The sequence below is a fragment of the Desulfovibrio gilichinskyi genome (genome assembly GCF_900177375.1).
Lineage (GTDB): Bacteria > Desulfobacterota > Desulfovibrionia > Desulfovibrionales > Desulfovibrionaceae > Maridesulfovibrio > Maridesulfovibrio gilichinskyi.
Genome location: NZ_FWZU01000002.1, coordinates 599333 through 622900, shown reverse-complemented (window position 1 = coordinate 622900; position 23568 = coordinate 599333). Strand labels below are relative to the sequence as shown.

The 23568-nt window shown below is 42.2% G+C and carries 26 protein-coding genes; 13 read left to right on the top strand and 13 right to left on the bottom strand.

Annotated elements, in window-relative coordinates:
- Positions 1 to 71 precede the first annotated feature (71 nt).
- The 3 genes from hypE to B9N78_RS07720 all read right to left on the bottom strand — a co-directional run bounded on the left by hypE (position 72) and on the right by B9N78_RS07720 (position 2767).
- Positions 72 to 1079, bottom strand: coding sequence for a hydrogenase expression/formation protein HypE (gene hypE, locus B9N78_RS07730; protein WP_085100798.1), 1008 nt, complete (start codon positions 1077 to 1079; stop codon positions 72 to 74).
- Between the two features lies 1 nt (position 1080).
- Positions 1081 to 2169, bottom strand: a complete 1089-nt coding sequence (hypD, locus tag B9N78_RS07725) for a hydrogenase formation protein HypD (RefSeq protein WP_170921397.1) — start codon at positions 2167 to 2169, stop codon at positions 1081 to 1083.
- Between the two features lie 232 nt (positions 2170 to 2401).
- Entirely contained in the window at positions 2402 to 2767 is a 366-nt protein-coding gene (locus B9N78_RS07720) for a response regulator (protein WP_085100793.1), read from the bottom strand.
- Positions 2768 to 2968: 201 nt separating this feature from the next.
- Between B9N78_RS07720 and B9N78_RS07715 the strand changes: the two genes are divergently transcribed.
- On the top strand, positions 2969 to 3916 hold the full coding sequence (locus tag B9N78_RS07715) for a chemotaxis protein (RefSeq protein WP_085100791.1): 948 nt from the start codon (positions 2969 to 2971) through the stop codon (positions 3914 to 3916).
- Between the two features lie 206 nt (positions 3917 to 4122).
- Positions 4123 to 4434, top strand: a complete 312-nt coding sequence (locus tag B9N78_RS07710; protein ID WP_085100788.1) for a hypothetical protein — start codon at positions 4123 to 4125, stop codon at positions 4432 to 4434.
- An 88-nt stretch (positions 4435 to 4522) separates the two neighbouring features.
- Here B9N78_RS07710 and B9N78_RS07705 read toward each other — a convergent pair whose 3' ends face one another.
- The 5 genes from B9N78_RS07705 to B9N78_RS07685 form a co-directional block, all read right to left on the bottom strand.
- Entirely contained in the window at positions 4523 to 4732 is a 210-nt protein-coding gene (locus B9N78_RS07705) for a cold-shock protein (RefSeq protein WP_085100785.1), read from the bottom strand.
- A gap of 51 nt (positions 4733 to 4783) precedes the next feature.
- Complete coding sequence (infA, locus tag B9N78_RS07700; RefSeq protein WP_085100782.1) at positions 4784 to 5002, bottom strand: translation initiation factor IF-1; 219 nt, start codon at positions 5000 to 5002, stop codon at positions 4784 to 4786.
- A 282-nt stretch (positions 5003 to 5284) separates the two neighbouring features.
- Positions 5285 to 6763: a GTPase HflX gene (gene hflX, locus B9N78_RS07695; RefSeq protein WP_483863775.1), complete on the bottom strand. Its 1479-nt coding sequence runs from the start codon at positions 6761 to 6763 to the stop codon at positions 5285 to 5287.
- Between the two features lie 247 nt (positions 6764 to 7010).
- Positions 7011 to 7610: an IMP cyclohydrolase gene (locus B9N78_RS07690; RefSeq protein ID WP_085100776.1), complete on the bottom strand. Its 600-nt coding sequence runs from the start codon at positions 7608 to 7610 to the stop codon at positions 7011 to 7013.
- A gap of 169 nt (positions 7611 to 7779) precedes the next feature.
- Positions 7780 to 8334 (bottom strand): tetratricopeptide repeat protein, encoded by a 555-nt coding sequence (locus tag B9N78_RS07685; RefSeq protein ID WP_085100773.1) that lies wholly within the window; start codon positions 8332 to 8334, stop codon positions 7780 to 7782.
- 313 nt (positions 8335 to 8647) lie between these two features.
- On the opposite strand from B9N78_RS07685, the gene flgB reads away from it, so the two are divergent.
- The 7 genes from flgB (at position 8648) to B9N78_RS07650 (ending at position 14689) form a co-directional block, all read left to right on the top strand.
- On the top strand, positions 8648 to 9058 hold the full coding sequence (flgB, locus tag B9N78_RS07680; RefSeq protein WP_085100770.1) for a flagellar basal body rod protein FlgB: 411 nt from the start codon (positions 8648 to 8650) through the stop codon (positions 9056 to 9058).
- Complete coding sequence (gene flgC, locus B9N78_RS07675) at positions 9058 to 9498, top strand: flagellar basal body rod protein FlgC (RefSeq protein WP_085100767.1); 441 nt, start codon at positions 9058 to 9060, stop codon at positions 9496 to 9498. The genes flgB and flgC overlap by 1 nt, the downstream gene beginning before the upstream one ends.
- A 75-nt stretch (positions 9499 to 9573) precedes the next feature.
- Positions 9574 to 9900, top strand: a complete 327-nt coding sequence (gene fliE, locus B9N78_RS07670; protein ID WP_085100764.1) for a flagellar hook-basal body complex protein FliE — start codon at positions 9574 to 9576, stop codon at positions 9898 to 9900.
- A gap of 124 nt (positions 9901 to 10024) precedes the next feature.
- Positions 10025 to 11629, top strand: coding sequence for a flagellar basal-body MS-ring/collar protein FliF (fliF, locus tag B9N78_RS07665; RefSeq protein ID WP_085100761.1), 1605 nt, complete (start codon positions 10025 to 10027; stop codon positions 11627 to 11629).
- A 1-nt stretch (position 11630) separates the two neighbouring features.
- Positions 11631 to 12632, top strand: a complete 1002-nt coding sequence (gene fliG, locus B9N78_RS07660) for a flagellar motor switch protein FliG (protein ID WP_085100758.1) — start codon at positions 11631 to 11633, stop codon at positions 12630 to 12632.
- Entirely contained in the window at positions 12619 to 13368 is a 750-nt protein-coding gene (locus B9N78_RS07655; RefSeq protein ID WP_085100755.1) for a FliH/SctL family protein, read from the top strand. The genes fliG and B9N78_RS07655 overlap by 14 nt, the downstream gene beginning before the upstream one ends.
- Positions 13361 to 14689 carry a FliI/YscN family ATPase gene (locus B9N78_RS07650; protein ID WP_085100752.1) on the top strand — a complete coding sequence of 443 codons (1329 nt, stop codon included), beginning with the start codon at positions 13361 to 13363 and terminating at the stop codon, positions 14687 to 14689. The genes B9N78_RS07655 and B9N78_RS07650 overlap by 8 nt, the downstream gene beginning before the upstream one ends.
- Before the next feature lie 36 nt (positions 14690 to 14725).
- Here B9N78_RS07650 and B9N78_RS07645 read toward each other — a convergent pair whose 3' ends face one another.
- The 4 genes from B9N78_RS07645 to B9N78_RS07630 all read right to left on the bottom strand — a co-directional run bounded on the left by B9N78_RS07645 (position 14726) and on the right by B9N78_RS07630 (position 17927).
- On the bottom strand, positions 14726 to 15913 hold the full coding sequence (locus tag B9N78_RS07645; protein ID WP_245805495.1) for a PP2C family protein-serine/threonine phosphatase: 1188 nt from the start codon (positions 15911 to 15913) through the stop codon (positions 14726 to 14728).
- Between the two features lie 173 nt (positions 15914 to 16086).
- Positions 16087 to 16320, bottom strand: coding sequence for a hypothetical protein (locus B9N78_RS07640; RefSeq protein ID WP_085100749.1), 234 nt, complete (start codon positions 16318 to 16320; stop codon positions 16087 to 16089).
- Positions 16321 to 16852: 532 nt separating this feature from the next.
- Positions 16853 to 17698 carry a ThiF family adenylyltransferase gene (locus B9N78_RS07635; RefSeq protein ID WP_085100746.1) on the bottom strand — a complete coding sequence of 282 codons (846 nt, stop codon included), beginning with the start codon at positions 17696 to 17698 and terminating at the stop codon, positions 16853 to 16855.
- Positions 17699 to 17702: 4 nt separating this feature from the next.
- Entirely contained in the window at positions 17703 to 17927 is a 225-nt protein-coding gene (locus B9N78_RS07630; protein WP_085100743.1) for a MoaD/ThiS family protein, read from the bottom strand.
- A 101-nt stretch (positions 17928 to 18028) separates the two neighbouring features.
- Here B9N78_RS07630 and cysQ point away from each other — a divergent pair, with 101 nt between their 5' ends.
- Positions 18029 to 18784: a 3'(2'),5'-bisphosphate nucleotidase CysQ gene (gene cysQ / locus B9N78_RS07625; protein WP_085100740.1), complete on the top strand. Its 756-nt coding sequence runs from the start codon at positions 18029 to 18031 to the stop codon at positions 18782 to 18784.
- 12 nt (positions 18785 to 18796) lie between these two features.
- The gene (locus tag B9N78_RS07620) at positions 18797 to 19063 is read left to right on the top strand and encodes a hypothetical protein (protein WP_085100737.1); all 267 of its coding nucleotides are present in this window, start codon (positions 18797 to 18799) and stop codon (positions 19061 to 19063) included.
- Positions 19064 to 19168: 105 nt separating this feature from the next.
- Here the strand turns inward: B9N78_RS07620 and B9N78_RS07615 are convergent, their stop codons facing one another.
- The gene (locus B9N78_RS07615; protein WP_085100734.1) at positions 19169 to 20659 is read right to left on the bottom strand and encodes an ATP-binding cassette domain-containing protein; all 1491 of its coding nucleotides are present in this window, start codon (positions 20657 to 20659) and stop codon (positions 19169 to 19171) included.
- Positions 20660 to 20845: 186 nt separating this feature from the next.
- Here B9N78_RS07615 and B9N78_RS07610 point away from each other — a divergent pair, with 186 nt between their 5' ends.
- The gene (locus B9N78_RS07610) at positions 20846 to 22297 is read left to right on the top strand and encodes a sulfite exporter TauE/SafE family protein (RefSeq protein WP_085100731.1); all 1452 of its coding nucleotides are present in this window, start codon (positions 20846 to 20848) and stop codon (positions 22295 to 22297) included.
- Complete coding sequence (locus tag B9N78_RS07605) at positions 22294 to 23550, top strand: hypothetical protein (protein ID WP_085100728.1); 1257 nt, start codon at positions 22294 to 22296, stop codon at positions 23548 to 23550. Before B9N78_RS07610 ends, B9N78_RS07605 begins: the two co-directional genes overlap by 4 nt.
- Positions 23551 to 23568 lie beyond the last annotated feature (18 nt).

Sequence of the window (23568 nt, the reverse complement as noted above, 5' to 3'; positions counted from 1 at the left end):
CTGTTGCACAAAAAAACTCCGCTTCTTTTTAAGAAACGGAGTTTTAATAAAACTTATCTATGAGAAATATACTAGCAGATTCTAGGCAGCTGTTCACCTTCAAGCATATTTAAAAGACGCCTTCCTCCTAACGGAGTTATGAGAATGACTTTTCCTGGATTTGCATCGGTGATAGTCCCGACCTGACAAGCATCCTTGCCGAGTTTATCAGCACGCATGATTTCAAGGGCCTTCTCGGCGTATTTCTGAGGCAGAATACACAAGAATTTACCTTCATTTGCGAGATAAAGAGGATCGAGTCCTAAGAAAGAACAACCTCCGACAACTTCCGGTTTAACCGGAATTGAAGATTCTTCCAGTTCACAGCAAACATTTGAAGCGGTTGTAATTTCGTTCAGCGTTGTGGCAAGCCCGCCGCGCGTAGGATCACGGAAAACATGAATGTCAGGAATTTCCTGCACAAGCTTAACAAGCAGATGATTAAGGGACGCACAATCACTCATAACATTTGATTCTAAAGAAAGCCCTTTGCGCGTTCCGAGAATTGTCAAACCGTGATCCCCCATCGTTCCGCTGATCAGAACAGCGTCACCAACGGCAGCTCTGTCTCCGCTGGGCATAGGATCCGCAACAATCTGGCCGACTCCTGTCGTGTTGATAAATATTTTATCAACAGCTCCCTTAGGAACAACTTTAGTATCACCGGTAACGATTGCCACTCCGGCTTCTCTGGCTGATTCTCCCATAGATTTAACTATTATCTCAAGATCTGCCATTGGAAAACCTTCTTCGATAATATAGGCACAAGTCATATACTTAGGAATTGCGCCGAGCATGGCCACATCATTGACTGTGCCGTGCACAGCAAGAGAACCGATGTTTCCGCCGGGGAAGAATATCGGATCAACCGTGAAGCTGTCAGTACTCATGGAAATTTTGCCGTCAATTTTAAATGCGGCAGCATCATTAAGCCGTTCAAGTTCAGGATTAGCAAAATGTTTAATGAAGAGCTCTGAAATAAGTCTCTGGGAAGCTCTTCCGCCAGAACCGTAATCAAGTAAAACTTTATCTGAGGACATATTAATCTACTTTGTATTTGAAGTATGCGGCGCAACTGCCTTCGGTTGAAACCATGCAAGGACCTACCGGTGAAGAGGGATTACAGGCTTTCCCGAACAGAGGGCATTGATCTGGAGTCATTTTCCCTTTCAATACTTCTCCGCACTTACAACCGGGTAAAGCCGGACATTCTCCGATTTTAAGATCAAAAACTTTTTTAGCATCGAAGCTTTCATATCTATCTGCAAACTCAAGACCGCTGCCTTTAATCATCCCGATGCCGCGCCATAATGCATCAGCCGGTTTAAAAACCTGATACATAACTTCAACAGCTTTTGGGTTGCCGTTTTCAGAAACACCGCGCTGGTACTGATTGACGACCTTTGGATGCGCCTCTTTTCTGGATCGAACCATCTGAAGTAAGGCTAAAAGGATATCTACAGGTTCAAACCCTGCAACAACAGCAGGTTTGCCATACTTAGCACCGATAAAATCATAAGGATGAATACCGATAACTGTTGAAACATGACCGGGCAGCAGAAAGCCGTCAATTTTTGTTTCAGGATCGGATATCAGGACATCAAGAGCTGGAGGAACAAGTTTATGAAAAGACAGAACCTTAAAATTATCAAGCTTCTGCTCTGCTGCCATTAAAACCGTTGCGGCTATGGCCGGAGCGGTGGTTTCAAACCCTACCCCAAGAAAAACAACCGTATCATTCGGATTTTCGCGGGCTATTTCAAGCGCATCAAAAGGTGAATAAATAATTTCCACCCTTGCACCGTCTGCCTGAGCATTTTTAAGACAATGCCCGTTCTTCCCCGGAACCTTTATCAGATCTCCGAAAGTGGCGATGATAACCCTGTCTTTACCTGCAAGATCCAAAAAAGCGTTAACTTCTGATTCATGAGTAACGCATACCGGGCACCCCGGACCGCTCAAATGAATAACCTTTTCAGGTAAAACAGAATGAAGCCCGCTCCTGAAAATTGCTACAGTGTGAGTTCCGCAGACTTCCATGAACCGTATTTCTTTCTCAATTTCTTTATTCAGGCAATCAAGAATTTCTTTACAAAGTTCTGGATTTTTAAATTGCTCTAAAACTTTCAGGGACAAGGCGCACCCCCCATATTAACGTTTTAAGGTAATATTAAATACAATTAAAATATAACCTTACTTTTAAAAAATCTTAGGAGTTCATTATACCCAATCTGGATTCGTAACAACCCCGTAGTGACCTCTTAATTTTACAAACAAAAAAACGGACCCCGATTAAATCTCGGAATCCGCTAAATAAAACTTCATTACGCTATAAGGCACTATAATATTTAATAGTTAACAGCTACTTCAGGCAACGCTTAACAACTTCTTCAAATTCATTTTTATCAATCGGCTTTGTCAAAAAATACGTAGCTCCAAGTTCAAGCAGACTAGAAATATCTGAAACACCTACTACCGCCGACATCAAAATTATCGGTAACTTCATAAACTTAGAATCACCGCGGAGCGTTTGAATAAGCTGCCTTCCGTCCATCTCCGGCATCATATAATCTGTAATCAGCACATCAAATTCATTCTCAGCCTTTAATGCTTCGTACGCGTGCTTACCATGCGGACTGATAAACGGAATATGTCCCATTCCTTCTACAAATCGTGCTGCCAGTTTCTGAGAAATCCTATCATCTTCAGCAATCAGTATTTTATACATAATGTCCACCTTTTTTGCTATACTTTGAATTAAACCCGATAATAAAAATTTGTAAAGATTTTATTGTTTAACTCACTATATCTTTATATCTCAAAAAATATAGACCTTCAAACTCTATTGATGTAATTTATTGAAATCGGATGACTGTCACGTATTACTTGAGCATCTATTGCTCATACTTTAAAAGCTGGAGCCTTTGAAATGGCAAAAAACGAAATTCTACTTGAAACAGGGACCAACGAACTTGAGATCCTTGAATTTTATATAGATATACCCGCATCTGATTCAGGCCCTGCAGAAAGATGTCACTTTGGAGTCAACGTAGCCAAGGTTATGCAAGTGATTGAAAGTCCGAACCTTGAGCACCCTGAATCCGCGGAGCATCCCTGCTTTATGGGAACAATCCCTCTGCGGAATCATATCTTGCCCGTCCTTGATCTTGCCGTATGGCTTGGACTTAAAAAAGACAACCAGAAATACGACATCGTCATTGTAACTGAATTCAGCCAGACGGTTTCGGGTTTTCAAGTAAGCGGTGTAACTGAAATTCATAGAGTCGGCTGGCAGCAGGTTCTTTCGCCTGATAAATTTATGAGCAGCTTTAATGAGAGTTGTATCATAGGTATAGTTGAGCGTGAAGACAGATTTATTCAGCTATTGGATCTTGAAAGTATTTTGGCAGATCTTGACCCGACTCTGGGCGGGAATCTTTCGAAACCGTCAGCGGTGGCTTCAGAGGCATATACAGCTCTGGTTTGTGATGATTCCCCGACTATCCGTGCTATGCTGGACAAAATTCTTACTTCCGCCAATTTCAGGCATACTATCGTCCACAATGGCGAAGAAGCTCTAAATACTCTGAAAAAAATTAAAGATATCGCTCACAAGGAAAAACGCCCCATAAAAGATTACCTGGAAATCATAATCTCAGATATTGAAATGCCCCTTATGGACGGATTCAGTCTTACTAAATGGATCAGAGAGGACGCGGACTTTAAAGAAACGCCTGTTATATTATATTCCTCAATCATTACCAAGGAGCTAAGACATAAGGGAGACTCGGTAGGAGCTAATGAGCAAGTGTCAAAACCGGACCTTCATTTACTGCCTGAAAAAGCGATTAAACTAATTGAGGCTGTCAGACCATAACCATTTCGGATTTTCTATTTTTTCCATTTTTATTAAAAAGATTCACTCTTGGAGTGAATCTTTTTTTATACACCGGCACTTTTCTTACAAAAAATAATGCTTAATTAAAGATTACCTAATAATCAGATATAATAAGATGATAAATTGATCATTTTATCTTTTCTGGACGCGATCCCAATTTATACCAAGATAACGGAGTTTATATAATGGAAGCTGTCAGAGTTTACGGAGATGTACAGGGACTTTCGCAAAAAGATTTTGATGAGATTAAAGATGAAATCCCATTTAATAAAATTGTTTATAAAAACGATTTACTTAATGTCGATTATGAAGGTCATTATATAGATATAGATGATTTTTTAGAAGAACTGGTCAAAAGACTTCCCAAAACAGCATGGGCTAAGGTCGATTTTATAGATCATTTGGACTGGCAGATGACAAGACATGAGATAATTGACGGGAAACTAACTTCCCGCAAAATAAATATCGATGCGGTTTTAGAACCGACAAAAAACTAGGCAGGTCAAAGAGAACTTGTCGCAAACTTGAAATAATATTAGTAAGGCCCGTCTGTTATCACAGCAAGCGGGCCTTTCATATTCCAATCTAATAATTCAAAATCCGTACAGAAGCAGCCTTCGGAGCAAGACTATCATCAATAAGCTCAAAAACAACTTTTTCACCGACATTAAGAGTTTTGAACCCGTCACGAATTACTTCGGAGTAATGGACGTACACATCCCGCCCGGCTTCATCTATGATAAAACCGAACCCTTTTTGCTCGTTGAACCAGCTTACAATGCCTTTCGAGCTCATATCACTCCATGTACTCAGGATTTAGAACAGGGATCAAAACTAAAACAAAATTTAGCGCATCCTGAAAGTTATACGCCCACGTGTTAAATCATAAGGGGAAAGTTCTACTTTAACCTTATCTCCAGGTAAAATGCGAATATAAAACTTACGCAATTTACCGGATATATGCCCAAGAATAATATGTCCATTCTCAAGTTCAACACGGAACATGGCATTAGGCAGAGCTTCCTGCACTACACCTTCAACTTCAATGGCTTCTTCTTTAGCCACAGCTTCCTCCATCACACAGCACATAGCCAGTGATATTTTTTCTATCCCTTCGGGACCAGATAGCCTTAGCAAAATTCATATATGACTTGCAACAGAGTTTTTCACACTAATGCACAAGGAATAACAAAAAAATAATTATCCAAAAGTCATTTCGTTAATAAAAAACAACTCAACTATTGTATAACTATACCACATAAAACACGAAAGGCCCACCTCAGAATATAGAGGAGGGCCGTTATCAACAATAAGATGTTAATATATCAGCAAAAAAATGATGCCGATTTATCTGACTTTTTTTGACAGTTTTTCTAAATTATCAAGAACAAGTTCGACCAGAGGACGCAGAGACTGACGGTCCAGTGCGCTGGCAGGGATTCCCTGAGGGAAAGAATTCTGCACAATTTCACGCTGTTCTTCACTTATTCTGTCCCATTTGTTCAAAACCAGGATTATGGGGATTTCATTCATCTCCATATCTGCAATAATCTTTTCAACCGCTTCAATCTGCTCTTCCACTTCAGGATGGGACACATCCGCAACGTGTATCAGAACATCTGCGGCTTCAAGCTCTTCCAAAGTAGCCCTGAAAGCTTCTTTCAGCTCTTTAGGCAGCTCACGAATAAAACCGACGGTGTCAGTAAGAATAAGCTCCTGATCATTAGGAAAACGGATACGCCGACTTGTGGGGTCAAGAGTTGCAAAAAGTTTATCTTCCGCAAGCACCACACTGTTTGTCAAAGTATTAAGCAACGTGGATTTTCCTGCATTGGTATAACCCACAAGAGAAACAACCGGAACACCTGCTCTGGCGCGGCGGTCGCGGGTGAACCCTCTCTGCTTGCTGACTTTTTTCAGTTCATCCCCGAGTTTTGTAAGCTTATCTTTAACTCGGCGACGGTCAATTTCAAGCTTTGTTTCACCGGGGCCTCGTCCACCGATACCACCCATCAAACGTGACATGGCATTATTTTTTCCGACAAGGCGCGGCATCAAATATTTAAGCTGCGCCATTTCGACCTGCAACCTGCCGGCTTTTGTCGTGGCGTGCTGAGCAAAAATATCAAGAATCAATTGTGTGCGATCCAAGACTTTTCGCTCAGTGATAGTGGCAAGGTTACGCATTTGCGCGGCAGAAAGTTCCTGATCAAACAAAATAACTTCTGCGTCAGCCTGCAGGGCCAGAATTTCAAGTTCTGCAAGCTTTCCCTTACCCATAATAAATTTGGGATTAATCTGACGAATACGCTGAATCATTCTTCCTTCGACTTTAAGACCTGCTGTATCAGCAAGATCCACCAGTTCATCAAGAGAACGATCCTGTACAGTCTTAGAATCCTGTGAAACGCTGACAACAATTGCCCGTTCACGCTTGTCAGCAGTATCGCGGGTTTTATCAGCGCGGCTGAACTCATCTTCAAGGGCTTTTACCTGCGCCGGAAGATCCATATCCGCTGTATCCCAGCGAACAGGAGGTAATTGTTCATATGCCTTCTCACCTGATCCGGGTGGAAGCAGGTAGCCGTATTGAACAAAATCAGGATCGCCATGCGAATCTGAAACAATTACCGTGACGCTGTCCAGACGCAGAAAGACCATATCCATGAGATCTTCTTCGGAAAGATTTTCCCCGGATATATGAGTATGAAGCAGCCTGAGTCCGCGCAATCGTCCTTCGGATTGTCTGGCCCTAGGCAATTCAGGAATATAAATCGAGGCAGGATCGCCGACAAGAATCATCTCAGGACGGCCTTGCCGGTTCACAAGCAAACCGAGCTGTCTTCCTATCTCGTTACTGAGAATCGAAAGTTCACGGGCCTGTTCATTGGAGTATCCGCACGGATCACTATAACTGCGTTCCGCAAGACGATTGATCCGTTTGACTTCGCTGGGTTTTAAACCCTGCGTATTTCCTTTTACTTTAAGAGCTATGACAGCATCTTCCTTTATCCCGCAGGATATTTGAACAGTGAAAGCGGAACGTCAGAATTCTGCCGTTCCGCTTAAATATTTACGCGTCGTGGTCTGCCAGATATTTGGCTATCATAGAATCATATTGTGAAACAAGCGCGAAAGTTTCAGCAGCAAGCTCTTTTCTAAGTGTCAAAGATATCTTTCCGCCATTCTGCTTCATTTCATCTAAAATTCGGGGGTAATGCACGGGGCTTGGGACAACCAGAACGGAATGAAAATTCTTTGCGGCAGCACGAAGCATAGTAGGTCCGCCGATGTCGATCTGCTCAACAGCGTCCCTCAGATTCTGTCCTTCGCTGACAGCCTTGGCAAAATTATATAAGTTTACACAAACCATATCAATCGTCTTGATTCCATGTTCATCAAGAGTAGACATGTGTTCAGGATTATCCTTATCCGCAAGCACTCCACCATGCACATTAGGATGCAAAGTTTTGACGCGTCCGCCCATTATTTCAGGAAAACCGGTAACTTCACTTACGGATTTAACAGTAAGTCCAGCACTCTGAAGAGCTTTTCTGGTTCCACCGGTGCTTATAAGTTCTACACCGAAACCAGCCAGTTCAGACGCAAATTCTGCAAGTCCGGATTTATCAGTAACACTGAGTATTCCGCGCTTTATAGGCAACATATCCATAACACTTCTCCCGCTATTGTTTTTGTGGAGTTGTGCCGGATTTATCATCCAAAGGCAAGCTCCCGCTTCTACATTTTATCAGTATCGGCTCCCGTTCTTAAATTATCATTAACTTAAGAACGGGACCAACCTGGAGGGGAGTCATCTTTATGGAAAGGTGCCGCAGAGCTTAAATCTGCTCCAGCAGTTCCTTTGCTTCAACATTTGCAGGATCCATTTCAAGAATCATTTCGAGCTGTTCAATAGCTTCTGCTTTCTTGTCCATACAAATGAAACAACCGGCAAGAGAGTAGCGGACTTCGTGCTTTTTAGGATCAATTGCCAGATAGTTTTCCAAAAATGGAACTGCCTGGTCAACTATTTCAGCTTCGTGTCCAATTCTGATTATGCCGAAAAGTGCAACCATATTGCTCGGATTAATCATCAAGGCTTCAGAAAAACTTGCAAAGGCTTCAAGTTTTCTGTCAGTTTCCATCATAATGAGTCCCATACCGGCAAAACTCTTATCGGTAACTTCAACAGAATGCGCCTTTTTATAAAGCGTCATGGCAGAATCATACTCACCACGCTGAATCGCGATAGTAGCAAGCCCGATATAAGGATCAGGATGTACACCGTTAGATCCGGCAGCTTTTTTGTAGTAATCTTCCGCTTTATCCAGTTCGCCCATGAACAGATAACACTCACCGAGTTCCTTGTTAATTTCATAATCTAAATGACTCATAATCCCCTCCGAAAATATTTACCGCCTTTATTGGAGTGACGGCATTTTTTTTCGACCATTATTGGCCTGCCACAAACTATGCAACTGGTGTGCCAAGACAAAAAATGCCACCTGCATCAATATATATATAAGTTTTAAAGCCGCCCGCTTTACGACGCTCTTGCAAGTATAAAACTTTATATAGTTAAAAATAAGCAACTATATAAACACTTTATGCATTTGGAACGGCTTTTGCTTATCACAAGACAATTAATACCGTAATCGGCTTCCGCACTTTGGAAGAACCAGGAATTTTTTGCAGGAGTACCTAGAGATGAAAGGATTCTTTGAAGACCAAATAGCGTTAACAGGTAAGGTTATGGATCTGCGACTACAGCGTCAAAATCTTGTCGCATCTAATTTGGCAAACGTTAACACCCCCGGCTACAAGGAAAAGACTCTGGAATTTGAAGACAGCCTTCAAAAGGCTCTCAATAAAGATGCCAGAGGCAAAATGACTAAAACCAGTAAAATGCATGTTCCTGCTAATTTTGAAGCGAACAAATTCAGCGGCAGGACTCTTTCGAATTTTGAGCCGAGAGTCGTTCACGGTGAAAACGCAGTAGATATTGATAAAGAAATGGTCACAATGACCAAAAATACTTTGGCTTACAATGCATTGACCCAGATAATCAGCAAGAATTTCCAGGGAATGCAGAAAGTTATTCAGGATGGAGCTAGATAATGAACTTCATGACAGCACTTGAACTGGGAGCTTCAGGGCTCAAGGCGCAAAGAGAGTACCTTAACGTCGTATCCATGAATATGGCGAACTCCAGAACTACGCGCACCGCAGAAGGCGGACCTTACCGTCGCAAAAGTGTTGCAATGGAGTCTACCCCTCTACTCTCCCCGTTTGACACAGCAATGAACAGCGAAATGAATCAACAACTGCGCGGTGTAACAATCAGAGGCATAGTCGCCGACACACGCCCGTTTAAAAAAGTATATGAACCGAACCACCCTGACGCCGATGACAAAGGAATGGTCAGATACCCTGACATCAACGTGATTGAAGAAATGGTTAACATGATCACAATCAGCAGATCTTACGAAGCGAATGCACAGTCAGTTGATTCAGCAAAAAAAATGTTCAATCAAGCTCTTAAAATCGGTCAAGGCTGATAATTCTTACTGAGCACAAATTTATATCAACGATAGTCGACAGATTTAATTTCAGAAATTACGGAGAATGAGAAAATGGCCATCAAAAACATAGCTATGCAAGCTTACACTAACGCACTTCAGACCCAAAATAAATTTGAAAAGAAATTTGACTCGGTCATGAAGACTGGAAAGCCTGAGGAAAATTCATTTTCAACGACACTCAAGTCTTCTTTGGGTGCTGTTAACGACCTGCAGACTCAAAAAAATTCCATGATTGAAGATTTTGCTTCCGGCAAAAATCAAAATGTCCACGAACTGATGATATCACTACAAAAAGCAGGATTGGCAATGAGCATGACCAGCACCGTCCGTAACAAAATAATGACCGCATATCAGGAAGTTCTTAAAATGCCTTTCTAGACACTTTTTTGTCACAACAGTTTTCACAACCCAAATTTTAACATTTAACTATATATAATAATTAATTTTTATAAAGTCGGACCACTTATTGCTTGCCTTTTGAAAAATCGTTAGGAGTTTGATTATGCCCAACTTCATCAATGAATACTTAGCTAAATTTACAGGTTTCTGGTCCGACCGCACAGTCTCCCAACGGATTCTCATCGGAGGTCTTGCAGCCTCTGTTGTAATCGCATTCCTTCTTATGGTCTTCTGGCTCAACCAGACTGACTATAAAGTTCTTTACACTAAACTTTATCCTGAAGATGCTTCCCGCGTTGTAGACATTCTGCAATCAACAAAAGAACCTTATAAAATTACGGACAACGGGGCCACAATCATGGTTCCTGCGGACAGAGTGTATGACCTGCGCCTTAAAATTGCAGGTGAAGGGGCAATGCACGGTCAGGGAATCGGTTACGAAATTTTCGACAAAGTTCAAATCGGACAGACTGACTTCATTCAGCGCATCAATTATCAGCGCGCTCTCCAAGGTGAACTTGCAAGAACAATCAGCGAATTTCCTCAGGTAGAAAGAGCCAGAGTACATCTGGTAATTCCTGCTAAATCTTTATTCATTGAAGAACAATCAGCTCCTTCAGCATCCGTTGTTTTAAAACTCAAAGACGGCGAAAAACTTTCTGACAAGCAGATTAAGGGTGTCCTGAATCTGGTAATTATGTCTGTTGAAGGGTTAAAAGAAGAGCATGTTACTATTACAGATATGCGCGGTCAGGTTTTGTATCAGCCGGAAGAGGATGGCGGACTTGGTTTAAACATCAGCTCCAGCCAGCTTCAGTATAAAGCTGAAATGGAAAACAAAATTGAACAGCGCATTCAGCGTCTGCTTATGCCGATAGTCGGTTCTGAAAAAGTTATTGCCAAAGTTAATGCAGATCTCGATTTCAGACAGCGCACAATCAAAACTGAATCATTCGACCCTGACAGCCAGGTTGCACGCAGTGAACAGTCCAGCGGTGAACAGACTAAAGGTACTGCCAACGTAGACGGCGGAGTTCCTGAAGCGAATTTCAGAGGTGACGGTTTCACAGGAACAGCCACAACACAGGAATCCAACCGTGAAACTAAAACAACCAACTATGAAATTAATAAAGAAGAACAGCAGATAATCGTCCCGGTCGGCGAGCTCAAACGCTTAAGTGTAGCAGTTGTAGTTGACGGCACATACGAAAAAGATCCTGATACTGGAAAAGTAACTTACATTCCGCGTTCTGCAGAAGAAATGCAGCGCATCAAAGATTTAGTTCGCTCAGCGGTCGGTTACGATTCCACCCGCGGTGATGCTCTGGAAGTATCCAATATTACCTTCGGTACTCAGGGCGAATTCGGTGACGAAGGTCTCATGCGCACCATGCTTGAATACGCTCAAAGACTTGGAAAGCCTTTCCTTAACGGGCTTCTCATCTTCCTCTTCCTGATCCTTGTAGTACGCCCGGTTGTGATGGCACTCATCAAACCTCGCATCGCAGAAGAGGATCTTGATGAAATGGCTGGACTTCCTGAAGGAGTTGAAAGACTGTCTCTTGATGAAAGCGACCTTGACGAAGAGGCTCTAGATACGGCACGTAAGCTAGAGAACGCCAAGGCTCAGGCTCTGCAGCTTTCAGAAAAGAATATGGACCAGGCAGTGCAGGTTCTGAAGTCATGGTTGAAGCAGGAGGCAGCATAAATTGTCAACCCCATTCACTGGGCATCAAAAAACAGCCATAGTACTTCTTGCCCTCGGGGATAAGTTTACGGCGGAATCATTCAAGCGCATGAGTCGTCCGGAAATAGCTGATGTTTCAAGAGCTATGCTTGAAATGGATTCAGTCCCCAAGGAACAAGTCCTTGAAGTACTCAAAGAGTTCAATGAAACTCTGGCATACGGCGCAGAACTTCTTATGGGCGGAGCTGATCAGGTCAGAAGACTTCTCAGCAAATCCCTTGACGAAGAAACAGCGAAATACATTCTGGATAAGCTCGACCTCGAAAGCGGCCCTGCTCCATTCCAGGAATTGCAAAATGTCAGTCCGAAAATTCTTGCCCAGATTCTCAGGAACGAACATCCTCAGACACTGGCCCTGATTATCGGACATCTGCACCCCGAAAAAGCAGCGGATCTCGTTTCCAGTCTGCCGGGCGGAGTCAGAGCCGAAGTCCTTATGAGACTTGCCAAACTGGAAGCCGTGGCAGAAGAAATGCTTATGGAAGTTGACAGAGTGCTCCAGAGTCAGCTTATCGCCATGGGCGGCAAGGAAGGTAAGAAGGTTGGCGGAGTTCCTGCAGTAGCAGAAATTCTCAATGCCGTGGACAGAGCAACAGAAGAAGAAGTTCTTTCGGAAATCGAAGAAGAGTCCACACAGATGGCAGAAGAAATCCGAAACCTCATGTTCGTGTTCGAGGATATCAAAGGACTCGACGACAGAGGAATACGCGAACTTCTGAAAGAAGTTTCCAACGAAGAACTCACCACGGCTCTCAAAGGAGCATCTGATGATCTTCAGGAACTTATCTTCAAGAATATGTCTGAACGTGCTTCCAACATGATTCGTGAAGATCTCGAAATAATGGGACCTGTAAAACTTTCAGATGTAGAGTCAGCGCAACAAAACATAGTTAAAAGCATCCGTCGTCTAGAAGACGAAGGACGTATAATGATAAGCAGAGGATCCGGAGATGTCTTTGTCTAGCACAGAAGCTGAAAATAAATTCTACACCGGTAGAGTCATCATGGGGCTTGATTCAAATAACAATGCCCAGGAAATGACTATTCAGGAGATGGAAGGGAAAAAAAAGCCTACGTGGGACAAAGACACTGATCAGGAATATTTTGAGAGAGTTAAAGTAAAAGCTCAAAATATGGCTAAAAACATTATTGCTAAGGCCATGGCTGAAGCTGAACAACTAAAAGCTGACGCAAAAACTGAAGGATATGCCGAAGGGAAGACTCAGGCTGCTGCTGAAGGCGAACAGCATATGATCGGGTTCAGTCAGCAACTCGGACAGACTTTAGCCGGTATTCAAGAACAATCGAAATCTGTAATGGCGGCTCAATCCACTGATGTAATCTCTTTGGCTTTTATGGTCATTGAAAAAGCATTGGGAGTGGAAATGGAAGAACGCAGGCAGGAAATCCTTGCAGCACTTCTTGATGAAGCTCTGTCACGCATTGATTCTCAGACTATGCTTACGGTAAAAGTCTCCCCTGTAGATCAGCAGCTTATCGCTGAACTTCTAGAGCAGGCTCAGACTAACCATCCGGGCCTTTCTAAGTGGCGTATCAAAGCTGACCCCGCCATTGATAATGGCGGAATTATACTCGAAGCCGAAGACGCTATGATCGATAACACTATCACTTCCCGCTGGGAAGGTGTTCAGGAAATACTTGAACAGCTTGCAACGACAGCCGGAGAAGTAAATGGCTGACATGAAAGGGTGCACCGAGCTGCTCTCGACCATTGATCCCTGCCGCTCTTACGGCAAAATAACAAAAGTTGTCGGTCTGATTGCAGAAGGTAAAGGAATCAAGGCTCCCCTTGGTTCTGTATGCCACCTCATGCCGGGAGAAGATTCCGTTGAACCTATCCCCGCGGAAGTTGTCGGATTCCGTGACGGTGCATGTCTATTCATGCCTTACGGAGAACTTCACGGTATCGGGCCTGGATGTCTGATCAAAAATGCCAGTGCTCCGCCTCATATTCCCGTTGGAATGAACCTTCTCGGAAGAGCTGTAGACGCATTCGGGCAACCGATTGACGGTAAGGGGCCGATTATCCCGGAAAGTTTCAACCCTCTTCACCGTGATCCGCCAAACCCTCTTGAAAGACCGCGCATCAATGAACCACTTGATGTCGGCGTAAAAGCTATAAACAGCCTTCTCACATTGGGGAAAGGTCAGCGTGTCGGTATCATGGCAGGATCAGGCGTCGGAAAATCGACACTGCTCGGCATGATTGCCCGCTACACGGTGGCGGACATCAACGTTATTGCTCTTGTAGGCGAACGCGGTCGAGAAGTTGTCGAATTTATGGAACGTGATTTAGGGCCTGAAGGCATGGCGCGTTCAGTTCTGGTCGTTGCCACATCCGACAAAAGCCCGCTGCTACGTATGAGAGCTGCTTACACCGCAACGGCAATCGCCGAATATTTTCGCGACAAACAAAATGATGTCATCTTGATGATGGATTCAGTTACGCGTTTTGCAATGGCCGGACGTGAAGTTGGACTTGCCGCAGGCGAACCGCCAACCAGAGGCGGCTATACTCCGTCAGTTTTTGCACAGCTTCCCAAATTACTGGAAAGAGCCGGAAAAAGTCAGCTTGGATCAATAACGGGCATTTACACTGTTCTTGTTGATGGCGATGATTTTACTGAACCTATAGCTGATGCAACACGCTCAATCCTTGACGGGCACATCGTGCTCACTCGCGAGCTAGCCGATCAGGGACACTATCCATGCATCGATGTATTAAAGAGTGTCAGTCGAGTAAGAGGTGATATCACTGAGCAGAGTGTAATTACTGCAGGCAGACAGGTTCTCAGACAGCTTGCAACCTTCAAAAAAGTTGAAGACATGGTAAATATAGGAGCCTACCAATCAGGCGCAAATCCTGAAATTGATACCGCTATTAAAATGGTTCCGGCTATTAACGTATTTTTGCAGCAGTTGGTCACTGAAAAGCAAACACTTCAAGAAAGTTTCGATGCTCTTATACGCTTGAATGCTGCAAGCCAGAGTAAAAAATAAATTTTATGTTTCTAAAAAGGATTAGAAAGCTTAATTTCACACATCCTTTTTCCAGCTGATTGAAAGAGCGGTAACATCATCATCAAAAACAGGACGAACTCCGGTTTCTTTTTCCAGCATATCTTCAATAGCATCAAGTTTTAAACTCTCATTACGCATCAGTTTACCTGCTATATCCATAAAGGCTTCGAGGGTGAAAAAATCATCCCCCATCCGCCATTCATAACACCCGTCCGTGAAAAGAAATAACTCTAATGAAGTATTGAAATGTCGTTCATCGAGGGTGCTGTCTACGGGGAAAAAACCTAAAGGCGGCACATGAGCCCTTAGAGGTTCTCCCATAACTCCGTCCTGCATAATGAGTGCGGGGCAATGGCCGGCACTTAAATATTTCATAACCCCAGTATTAAAATCTATATCTGCGGCGAAAAGCGTAACAAAATAACTGTCCTCACCGATCAGATCCACCAAATGAGTATTAATCTGAAACAAGCTGTGCGAAAGATCGTGTGCTTCAGAGCCGTCGGCTTTAAACAAAGTTCTGACAATCGCCATAATAAAGGCAGCCTGAGGTCCGTGTCCTGAAACATCGGCCATGACAACACGGATTACCCCGTCTTCAAGATCAAACACGTCAAAGTAATCCCCGCTGGCCCGTCCGGACGGTCTATATAAACTTTTAATCTCTAATCCATCAATAACCGGAACTTTTGTCGGCAAAAGTTTATCCTGAAGTCTTGCGACCAAACGTACTTCATCATCGATGATATCATATGCTTTTTGCAACTTGGAATTTGCTGACTGCAATTGACGTGTAAGCATAACCTGCCGGATTGCAACGCCGACACGTGCTTTAAGCTCAACCACGTGAAAAGGTTTGGTTAAATAATCATTAGCACCGGCATTAAGAGCTTTTGCTTTAATTTCCTGCTCATCCTGCCCTGTGAGAACAATGATAATTACTTCCGGATCGCCAAGTTCATTACGAATTTTATCAATTACATCAAACCCGTCCATTACAGGCATAAGCAAATCAAGCAAAATAACACTTGGACTGATTTCTTTATATTTATCGATACATTCATGGCCGTCAGAAGCAGTCACCACTTGGTAATCATCTTCAAGAACTCTCGTGAGAAAATTTCTCATGGTTATGGAATCATCCACAACCAATATTAGAGGAGATTTTTCATCTGACAAACTATTTTGTGCTTTAATGCTCACCCGTTTACCTCCGAAACAATTACGACTCAGACAAATTATCTAATAATTAATCATAAAAAAGCGATATAATCAGAAGAACCTGCTAAACTTTCGCGCATGCTAAGTAAAACATTGCAACTACCGAACCTTGTATCATAGTACTTTATAATTCTACAGTATAATCAACAGCAACGTCATGATTCAATGTTATCCGCTGCAAAGACAGTTTCACACCCTGACTGAATGTTCCAACATAGATCAGAAACTTTGGACGAACGTTGGCTGAGAATCTTAACTATATAAGAAACACCGCCTTTATTAATTCTTATCCCTTCTGATTCAGAACATTCCATAACCTCTCCAAGAAATTCCAGTGCTGCTGATATATAATTTAACTCAGTAACAACTTCTTCAAGTTTATTGTCCATATGGCCTCCATGTATTTTTATGAAACATTATGTTTAATGTGGAGACTGATCTATATTTGACACGCTATTATGTCTACTATTTTTTGCATATTTTCTAATAGATTCAGCTATTTGCGGACCATAAACCATTTTTATATTATTAAAAATTTTTCTAAATAGATTTGCTTAGATAGTTGAATATAAAACTCTAATTTTACGTATAGTTACACTAAAAATTAATACAACTTATTTTCTGATAAAATTGATTGAATAAAAATATACAATATAAAATCATGATTGCATGCAAAAAACACATTTAATAATATGTGAAATCACATTAATTGATGTTTTGCAGAAAAAAATACTCAATTTAGATAATTATCTATCTAAAAGAGCAGTCTTAAAATTGATTTTGTGTTTAAATAAGAAGCGGATTACCCAAGACATGATTTAGCATAAACACTTAAAATATGAATATGGGCTGAAAATTGAAGAAATGAAGAAAGCAAACTTTTAAGACGTTAGCTAAATGGTAAAATAATATTTCGCGGAATCAAAGTGTCACAACATCAAAATAAAGCCCTGACAAATCAAACATAAAAGCCTTACCTGCCAACCCAGCGCCTTTACCGCTCAAGATTTTTAAAACTTCAGCACTTTGAACACCTACAGCAGTTAAAATTGCAGGTATAGGCGTTCCGAGTGTTTCTTCAAGACCGTTATTATCACCAAAAAAATCTGCCGGAGAGTGATCACCGGGATAAACAGTTGAAACAATTCCAGCCCACCCGGCAACACTTGCGGTAACAAGAGGAATTCCAAGTTTAGCGGCACTATCTTTAAGCGGAACTCGATGTTCTAAGCCGCCTAAACAATCCACAACAACATCACATCCTTTGATGAAATTTTCAAACTGATCACCTTCAAGAAAGTCAGACCTTACATCTAAAAAAACAGCAGGATTAACAATTCTAATCAGCTCATAAGCAGCATCGGCTTTAGACTGTCCAAGCGAGCTTTCAGTGGCTAGAAGCTGTCTATTCAAATTAGATGGCTCGAAAACATCTCCGTCACACGCGACTATATGTCCGACTCCGGCTCTGGCTAAAGCTTCCAATAAATGACCGCCAAGGCCGCCAAGACCAACCACTGCAACCTTTGATTCGAAAAAATGTTCCTGATCACTCTGACTGAATGTTGTCATGTTTCGAGAATATCTCTCTGGCATGGCTCCCTGTTTAAAGACTACACGCTCAACGAAATTCTGATCTAATCCAAGCTCAGCCGAAGTAGATCGCGAAACAGCTAAAGGAATAATTTTTACTTTCAGGTCAGGTGAAAATTCTTTTTCAATCCCCCTCCCCTGCAATCTATCTGAAATTTCTTTTTCAATGCTCACTTTTTCACCCGCCGGTTATTGGAGGAAATATTTTAATAACATCTTCACTGGAAATTTCATATTCGGGATCAACCCGTTTTTCACCGACAAAATACATGGCAGCGTCTTTTGCCGAAAAACCTAAAATACGTGGTAAATCTTCGGCAACAATGCCTTTGTCCACTTCCACATAGTCACGACTTGCATGAAATGTTGCAAGATGACCAAAACAAGTTACTTTAATTTTCATAGTTCATAATTAATCAGCTATGCAAAATATGTCAAAACTTACTGCAATCTTACTGCAAGAGCTGATGACACCGATAAAAAAGGCTGATAAAGGATCAACATATGAAAAACATGATAATTAATCTCTCTAAAATTTCCCGTGAAGCTGGGAAAGCTATAATGAAAGTACGCAGCACCGGGTTTAAAGTCAGCAGTAAAAAAGATAACTCCCCCGTGACTGAAGCAGACCTGGCCTCCAACAGGGTTATTATGGAGGAACTTACGATCCTTTATCCAGATATCCCTGTTTTATCGGAAGAAGGAGCGGATATTCCTTTTTCGCAGCGGCAGGCATGGAAAGAATTCTTTCTGGTTGATCCTCTGGACGGGACAAAAGAATTTATCAAAGACAACGGAGAATTCTGCGTCTGCATCGCGTTAATGCGCAATAACCGTCCTGTACTTGGAGTTGTTTACGCGCCGACCAGTGACACTTTGTATACCGGAAGCATTGAAACCGGAGCGTTTGTAAGTAGAAACGGTAAAGTTCCTGAGCAGATACATACCAAACCTGCGGATAATGATGAAGGGCTTGTAGTCGTCGGCAGCAGGTCGCACCCTTCGCCGGAGCTGGAAGAATATCTCAGCACAAAAAATGTTGCAAAACTTACTCCGGCCGGAAGTGCTATAAAATTCTGCCTTGTTGCTGAAGGAAAAGCCCATCTGTACCCCAGATTCAACCCAACTATGGAATGGGACACTGCCGCGGGACAAGCTATTGTTGAAGCTGCCGGAGGATCAATGATCGGGCTCGACGGCGAACTTTTTCCCTACAATAAAGAGAATCTACGAAACAAAGGCTTTTTTGTAACAGCCTGATAAGGAAAACTTATGCGCGCATTTATATTGGTACTGCTCCTTCTTTTTACAGGGTGTACTACATATCAAAATCCCAGCTTAGACCCCTCAATTAATCAGGGGGATCAATATGTAAAAGACCGTACAGAATGTACATCCAGAGCGAAAAAGGTGACCGGTTCAGCTCCAGGAAATGATCTAAGATTTCTTAAAACATATGAACAGGAACAGAAAGAATACATGCTGGAAAACAGAGCATACGAAAATTGTATGGCATCACGCGGATGGGTCAAGAAATAAAATCGGCTACCAACATTTCAAATAAAAAACGGGAGGATTTCTTTTAAGAAATCCTCCCGTTTTTTATTATATTAAATTTTTAGCTGATTAACTGTAATACCAGTTTTACAATACATTCTGCCTTGCAAAATACTTGTCTTTTTCACCGCTGAACGAAACCCGCCCGTCAGTAATTTCCAGAACATGTGAAATAGAAGGGATCAGCTCTTCTTTATGATGTGTAACATAAACCATCGCGACTCCCGCCGCAGCTAACAATTCCAGCAAATCAGATATTTCTTTACGCGAACCGGCATCAACTCCGGCTAAAGGTTCATCAAGCAGCAAGACATCCGGCTCTGACATAAGAGCTCGCGCGATAAAAGCCTTTCGTAATTGTCCGTATGAAAGCTGCAATGTAGATCGCTCAGCCAGTTTTTCAATACCGAAAAATTTCAGCCAATCATAAGCCTTTGCGCGTAATTCATCTGTTATTTCATCATAAACTCCTGCAGAAGAATAAAAACCTGAAATAACCAGATCCAAAATACGGATAGGCCGTCCGACAGCTTCACCGAAAGTGGCTTGAAGCGAGGCGGAAACCATCCCCATACGACCACGGACAGAGCTTAAATTATCACCTTTTTCAGGCAGTCGCTGCATCTGCTCCTCGGCCGCATAAGCCGCTGCGTCACCGTAAAGAAGTCGTATAAGAGTGGACTTCCCAGCTCCGTTATTTCCGAGAACAGCCCAGTTCTGCCCGCCGCTCATTTCCCAGTCAACATTATGTAAAACTGTTTTACCGAGAAAAACAACGCTTGCATCACATAACCTGAAAAGAGTTTTGCCAGGTTCAATCGTATTTACAGCCGGAGGAATACGTTCCGCAGCAGCTTCAATAATACAGGAACCCCCGTTTCCCTTCCCGTCTTCGCAGTGATCAATTTTACCGCCTGCGATATAAAGAGTTTTATTTATACATGTAGGTAGTTCTTCGCTTCTGTGGGCTGAGCAAACAATTGTAACTCCGGCAGCGGCGGCAGCATCAATCGCCTCGACAAGCTGAGCACGAGACTTCTGATCTATTCCTTCTAAAAACTCATCAAGAATAATTACGTCAGCTCGGGCAATAAGCGCACGGGCAATAAGAATTTTTCTTCCCTCACCACGGGACATTGCAACAATGCTTCTTTTAGCAAGATCTTCCATGCCGAGAGTTTTCATCAAAGCTCTCGCTTCATCATATTCCCACTCGTCTGCAAGTCTATAAAGAAAATGGGTATTATCTTTTCCGGCAAGAACCGCTTCTTCTCCGCTGACGTCCCAGCCCATTTGGAGAAAAACGTCCTGCTGTTCCGGCGAAACAATGTATATCCGCTCTTGCGCATCAATCGGACTATTCGTTTTTTTGCCGTCAAAATAATATTCACGGGTTGTATCGTCATCAGGCCAGACCGCCCCGGCAAGAACCCTGAATAAAGTTGTTTTTCCTGCTCCGTTAGGACCGAGCACAGCCCAATGCTCTCCTTTTTTAATATCCCAATCTATTGATTGAAGGATGGGTCCCTGCTCAAGGTTAAGAGAAACATTATGCATGGAAACAATCTTACTAGTCATGAGAACCCCATTTTATAAAATACAAAAATCACTTTTTTATAATAATTCGGACCAATTCAACTACTATTTAAGAACAGGCGGTGCAAGTTTTAAGCTATATACAAATCAAATTTTATATTCAGTTGATAAAAAGTTATTTTATTCCTATAGTTATCAAAATTATTCAATAGATCAGACAGGACTCCTATGAAATACATTTCCGATAAACATCTATTTATATTAAGCTTTACTCTTCTGACTTTGCTGATCCCGATTATAGGGAATTGCGAAGACATTCTTAAAGTTCCTGCCATCATCGGCAACACAAATAATCCTTACATTCTTCCGGACGGAGAAGGCCCGGGATTTTTGATATCCGCAGCAATCGGCCTCGTTGCAGGAATGCTGAGTTCATCAATCGGAGCCGGGGGAGGATTAATCGTCGTTCCGGCCCTTATGAGCGCAGGAATATCCGGTATATATGCGGTGGGTTCGGAAATGTTCAGACTTTTCCTTTTCAGCACAATTGAAGCTGTTCGAATGGGATTCAACAAGCGGATAAATTATCCTTTTGCCGCAATTTCAGCAGTTGGAACAACACTTGGAGGAATTGCCGGCTTCAAACTCTCTACAAGTGTATTCCTTGCTGATCCGGCAGGTAATGACGTTTTTATTTCTTCCATGATCATCATTTGGCTTATAATATACACATTTATCATTGTTCCTGACTTTCGTGATGCTGCACGTAAATATGCACTTGCGATGCTGCGCAAACAAAATGCGGATAAGGAGAAAAGCGGCGGCGTGCAAATGAACCCTGCAAAAGGAGAAAGCAAACAGGTCGCAACAGAAGAAGGAGTATTTGCTGCAAACCCTGCAACAAATAAAGATGAAGCAACAGACAAAAATAAAGACAAATCTGTACTGATTTCATTTCCTGATGAGGAACCTTGGGAAATAGCACGAACAATCAGGACCATGAAATTTCCCCCGTATCTTAAATTCCCGGGAACAGTAAAAGATGAAACAGATGAACTGAACCTTGCATCAACAGATACTGATCCAAAAGAAGCTGCAAAAGAAATTACAGACCTTGCTGACGAAAAGCCTTATTCTAAAATACCTGTAATTCCGGCACTTCTTATTGCTATAGTCGGAGGCTTTTTTATGGCTCTGACAGGCTCAGGCGGAATAATTTTAAGTTTTACAATTCTGACCAGAGGATTCGGATGCGTGGCGGCAATGGTGGCAGGTACAGACCTTGTACGTTTGGCTGCATCATCCGGGATTCTTACAATCGGTGCTTTCGGACTCAAAGGATTTGTAAATATATACTGTATGATAGGACTTGTTCTCGGTACAATGACCGGAATTCATTTTGGCGGCAAAGCTATCAGATTTATTGAACCTTACCGTATAAAAGGACTAATTTCCCTCTTAGTAATTTCTGTAATTCTCAACAGGGTTCTTTCTCTACCTGAAGAACTCAGAAAAGCCGGCGCGGATATTCCCGTTAATATAACCGCAGCACTCGACCAAAGCGGTCTATATATAATGATCATAGGTATGAGTATTTTTTGCAGCTGGCTCTTTTACTCACTTCTGGCGGACATTTTCAAAATCATACGACCCGCTAAAAAAGAAGGAGCAGCCAAATGATATACTCCGGAAAAACTCTTATTTTATCCGCACTATTATTCCTGTTAAGCATGCTTACCCTTGGTTCAATGTATATTCCTTTATTTGGCGGGCATAATGGTTTTGATGCGATGGAGAGCACATTCAATTCACTGCGAAAAGGTATAAGCCCACCTTTTGACAAACTCACACAGCAAAATAAAGGTAACCTTGGAAAAAGCATTACCGCAGATCTAACCTTCAGCACTAATGAAATAACCGAGGTTGCAACACGTATACTCCTTCGTAATAAGATGATGGTTACACCAAGCGGACGAACACTTCGAATTCAGGGCGATCTTGGATACACCTTACAATATTTTCTTCGCGATATATGGATGCTTTACTTCAACAGAAACGATGCGCTTGAAAAAAAATATTCCATGTCTGCAACCCAATCCATGTTTGTAGTTGACCGTATTTTGAAACATTTAGCATTTTCTCTGGCATCTCAGAAAATGACCGATCAGGAAAATCTTACAAAAGCAATTCGGTCAGAAGTGCTTGTTCCTGCGTATAACCTGAGAAAAGCTCCCCCTATAAATGAAACTTCAGGAATCACATACCTTGCGCTTGGCACATTAACCCTTTTGCTTATTGCCACGCTCTGGGATCTTGCTAATCTTCTATTTTTCAGAACAATAACTGACTCTGCATTCTTAATTAGAATCAGTGGACGGGAAAAAAAAGAGAAACTTGCAGCAGCAAAAAAACTAGCTGAATTAAAGAAAAAAGCCGCTAAAACCTCAGGGGCTCCAGCTGATAAAAAAACTAAAGTGCCAACAAAAACGGCTTCCCCTCAGAAAAAAATGAAACCTCAAACAACTGACATACCGACTCAAGCGAAACAAAAAACGACATCAACAAAACCTGCGGTCAAGACCGCTATTTCAAAAGATGCTATAAAAAAATCCAGCCAACCAACCGATACGCAGGTTAAAGCAAAGAAAAGAATTGTACCTGCGTCAAAACCTGAAACAGCAGGGAAAGCAGCCGCAGCAATCTCCCCTAAAACGGCACCGGCAGCAAATAGCAGACCGACAAAAAAACCTGAAAGTTCAGCTGTTACGCAAAAAAATTCTTCCACAGCTACTTCACAAAACCTGAACAAAAAAGTAACTGCTCAACCAGAAAACAAAAAAGAGAATGTCAAAGTAGCAGTCGCAAAACCTAAAACAAAACCGGAAGCACCCGCAAAAGCTCCTGCGCCTAAAACGGCCAAGATCAAAGAGTAGGTATTTCACAAATTTTAT

Excerpts from the sequence above, each read along its gene's own strand:
- hypE (WP_085100798.1), bottom strand. The coding sequence starts at position 1,079 with ATGTCCTCAGATAAAGTTTTACTTGATTACGGTTCTGGCGGAAGAGCT.
- B9N78_RS07720 (WP_085100793.1), bottom strand. The coding sequence starts at position 2,767 with ATGTATAAAATACTGATTGCTGAAGATGATAGGATTTCTCAGAAACTG.
- B9N78_RS07715 (WP_085100791.1), top strand. The coding sequence starts at position 2,969 with ATGGCAAAAAACGAAATTCTACTTGAAACAGGGACCAACGAACTTGAG.
- B9N78_RS07710 (WP_085100788.1), top strand. The coding sequence starts at position 4,123 with ATGGAAGCTGTCAGAGTTTACGGAGATGTACAGGGACTTTCGCAAAAA.
- B9N78_RS07705 (WP_085100785.1), bottom strand. The coding sequence starts at position 4,732 with ATGAGCTCGAAAGGCATTGTAAGCTGGTTCAACGAGCAAAAAGGGTTC.
- B9N78_RS07690 (WP_085100776.1), bottom strand. The coding sequence starts at position 7,610 with ATGGATATGTTGCCTATAAAGCGCGGAATACTCAGTGTTACTGATAAA.
- B9N78_RS07685 (WP_085100773.1), bottom strand. The coding sequence starts at position 8,334 with ATGAGTCATTTAGATTATGAAATTAACAAGGAACTCGGTGAGTGTTAT.
- flgB (WP_085100770.1), top strand. The coding sequence starts at position 8,648 with ATGAAAGGATTCTTTGAAGACCAAATAGCGTTAACAGGTAAGGTTATG.
- flgC (WP_085100767.1), top strand. The coding sequence starts at position 9,058 with ATGAACTTCATGACAGCACTTGAACTGGGAGCTTCAGGGCTCAAGGCG.
- fliE (WP_085100764.1), top strand. The coding sequence starts at position 9,574 with ATGGCCATCAAAAACATAGCTATGCAAGCTTACACTAACGCACTTCAG.
- fliF (WP_085100761.1), top strand. The coding sequence starts at position 10,025 with ATGCCCAACTTCATCAATGAATACTTAGCTAAATTTACAGGTTTCTGG.
- B9N78_RS07655 (WP_085100755.1), top strand. The coding sequence starts at position 12,619 with ATGTCTTTGTCTAGCACAGAAGCTGAAAATAAATTCTACACCGGTAGA.
- B9N78_RS07650 (WP_085100752.1), top strand. The coding sequence starts at position 13,361 with ATGGCTGACATGAAAGGGTGCACCGAGCTGCTCTCGACCATTGATCCC.
- B9N78_RS07640 (WP_085100749.1), bottom strand. The coding sequence starts at position 16,320 with ATGGACAATAAACTTGAAGAAGTTGTTACTGAGTTAAATTATATATCA.
- B9N78_RS07630 (WP_085100743.1), bottom strand. The coding sequence starts at position 17,927 with ATGAAAATTAAAGTAACTTGTTTTGGTCATCTTGCAACATTTCATGCA.
- cysQ (WP_085100740.1), top strand. The coding sequence starts at position 18,029 with ATGAAAAACATGATAATTAATCTCTCTAAAATTTCCCGTGAAGCTGGG.
- B9N78_RS07620 (WP_085100737.1), top strand. The coding sequence starts at position 18,797 with ATGCGCGCATTTATATTGGTACTGCTCCTTCTTTTTACAGGGTGTACT.
- B9N78_RS07615 (WP_085100734.1), bottom strand. The coding sequence starts at position 20,659 with ATGACTAGTAAGATTGTTTCCATGCATAATGTTTCTCTTAACCTTGAG.
- B9N78_RS07610 (WP_085100731.1), top strand. The coding sequence starts at position 20,846 with ATGAAATACATTTCCGATAAACATCTATTTATATTAAGCTTTACTCTT.
- B9N78_RS07605 (WP_085100728.1), top strand. The coding sequence starts at position 22,294 with ATGATATACTCCGGAAAAACTCTTATTTTATCCGCACTATTATTCCTG.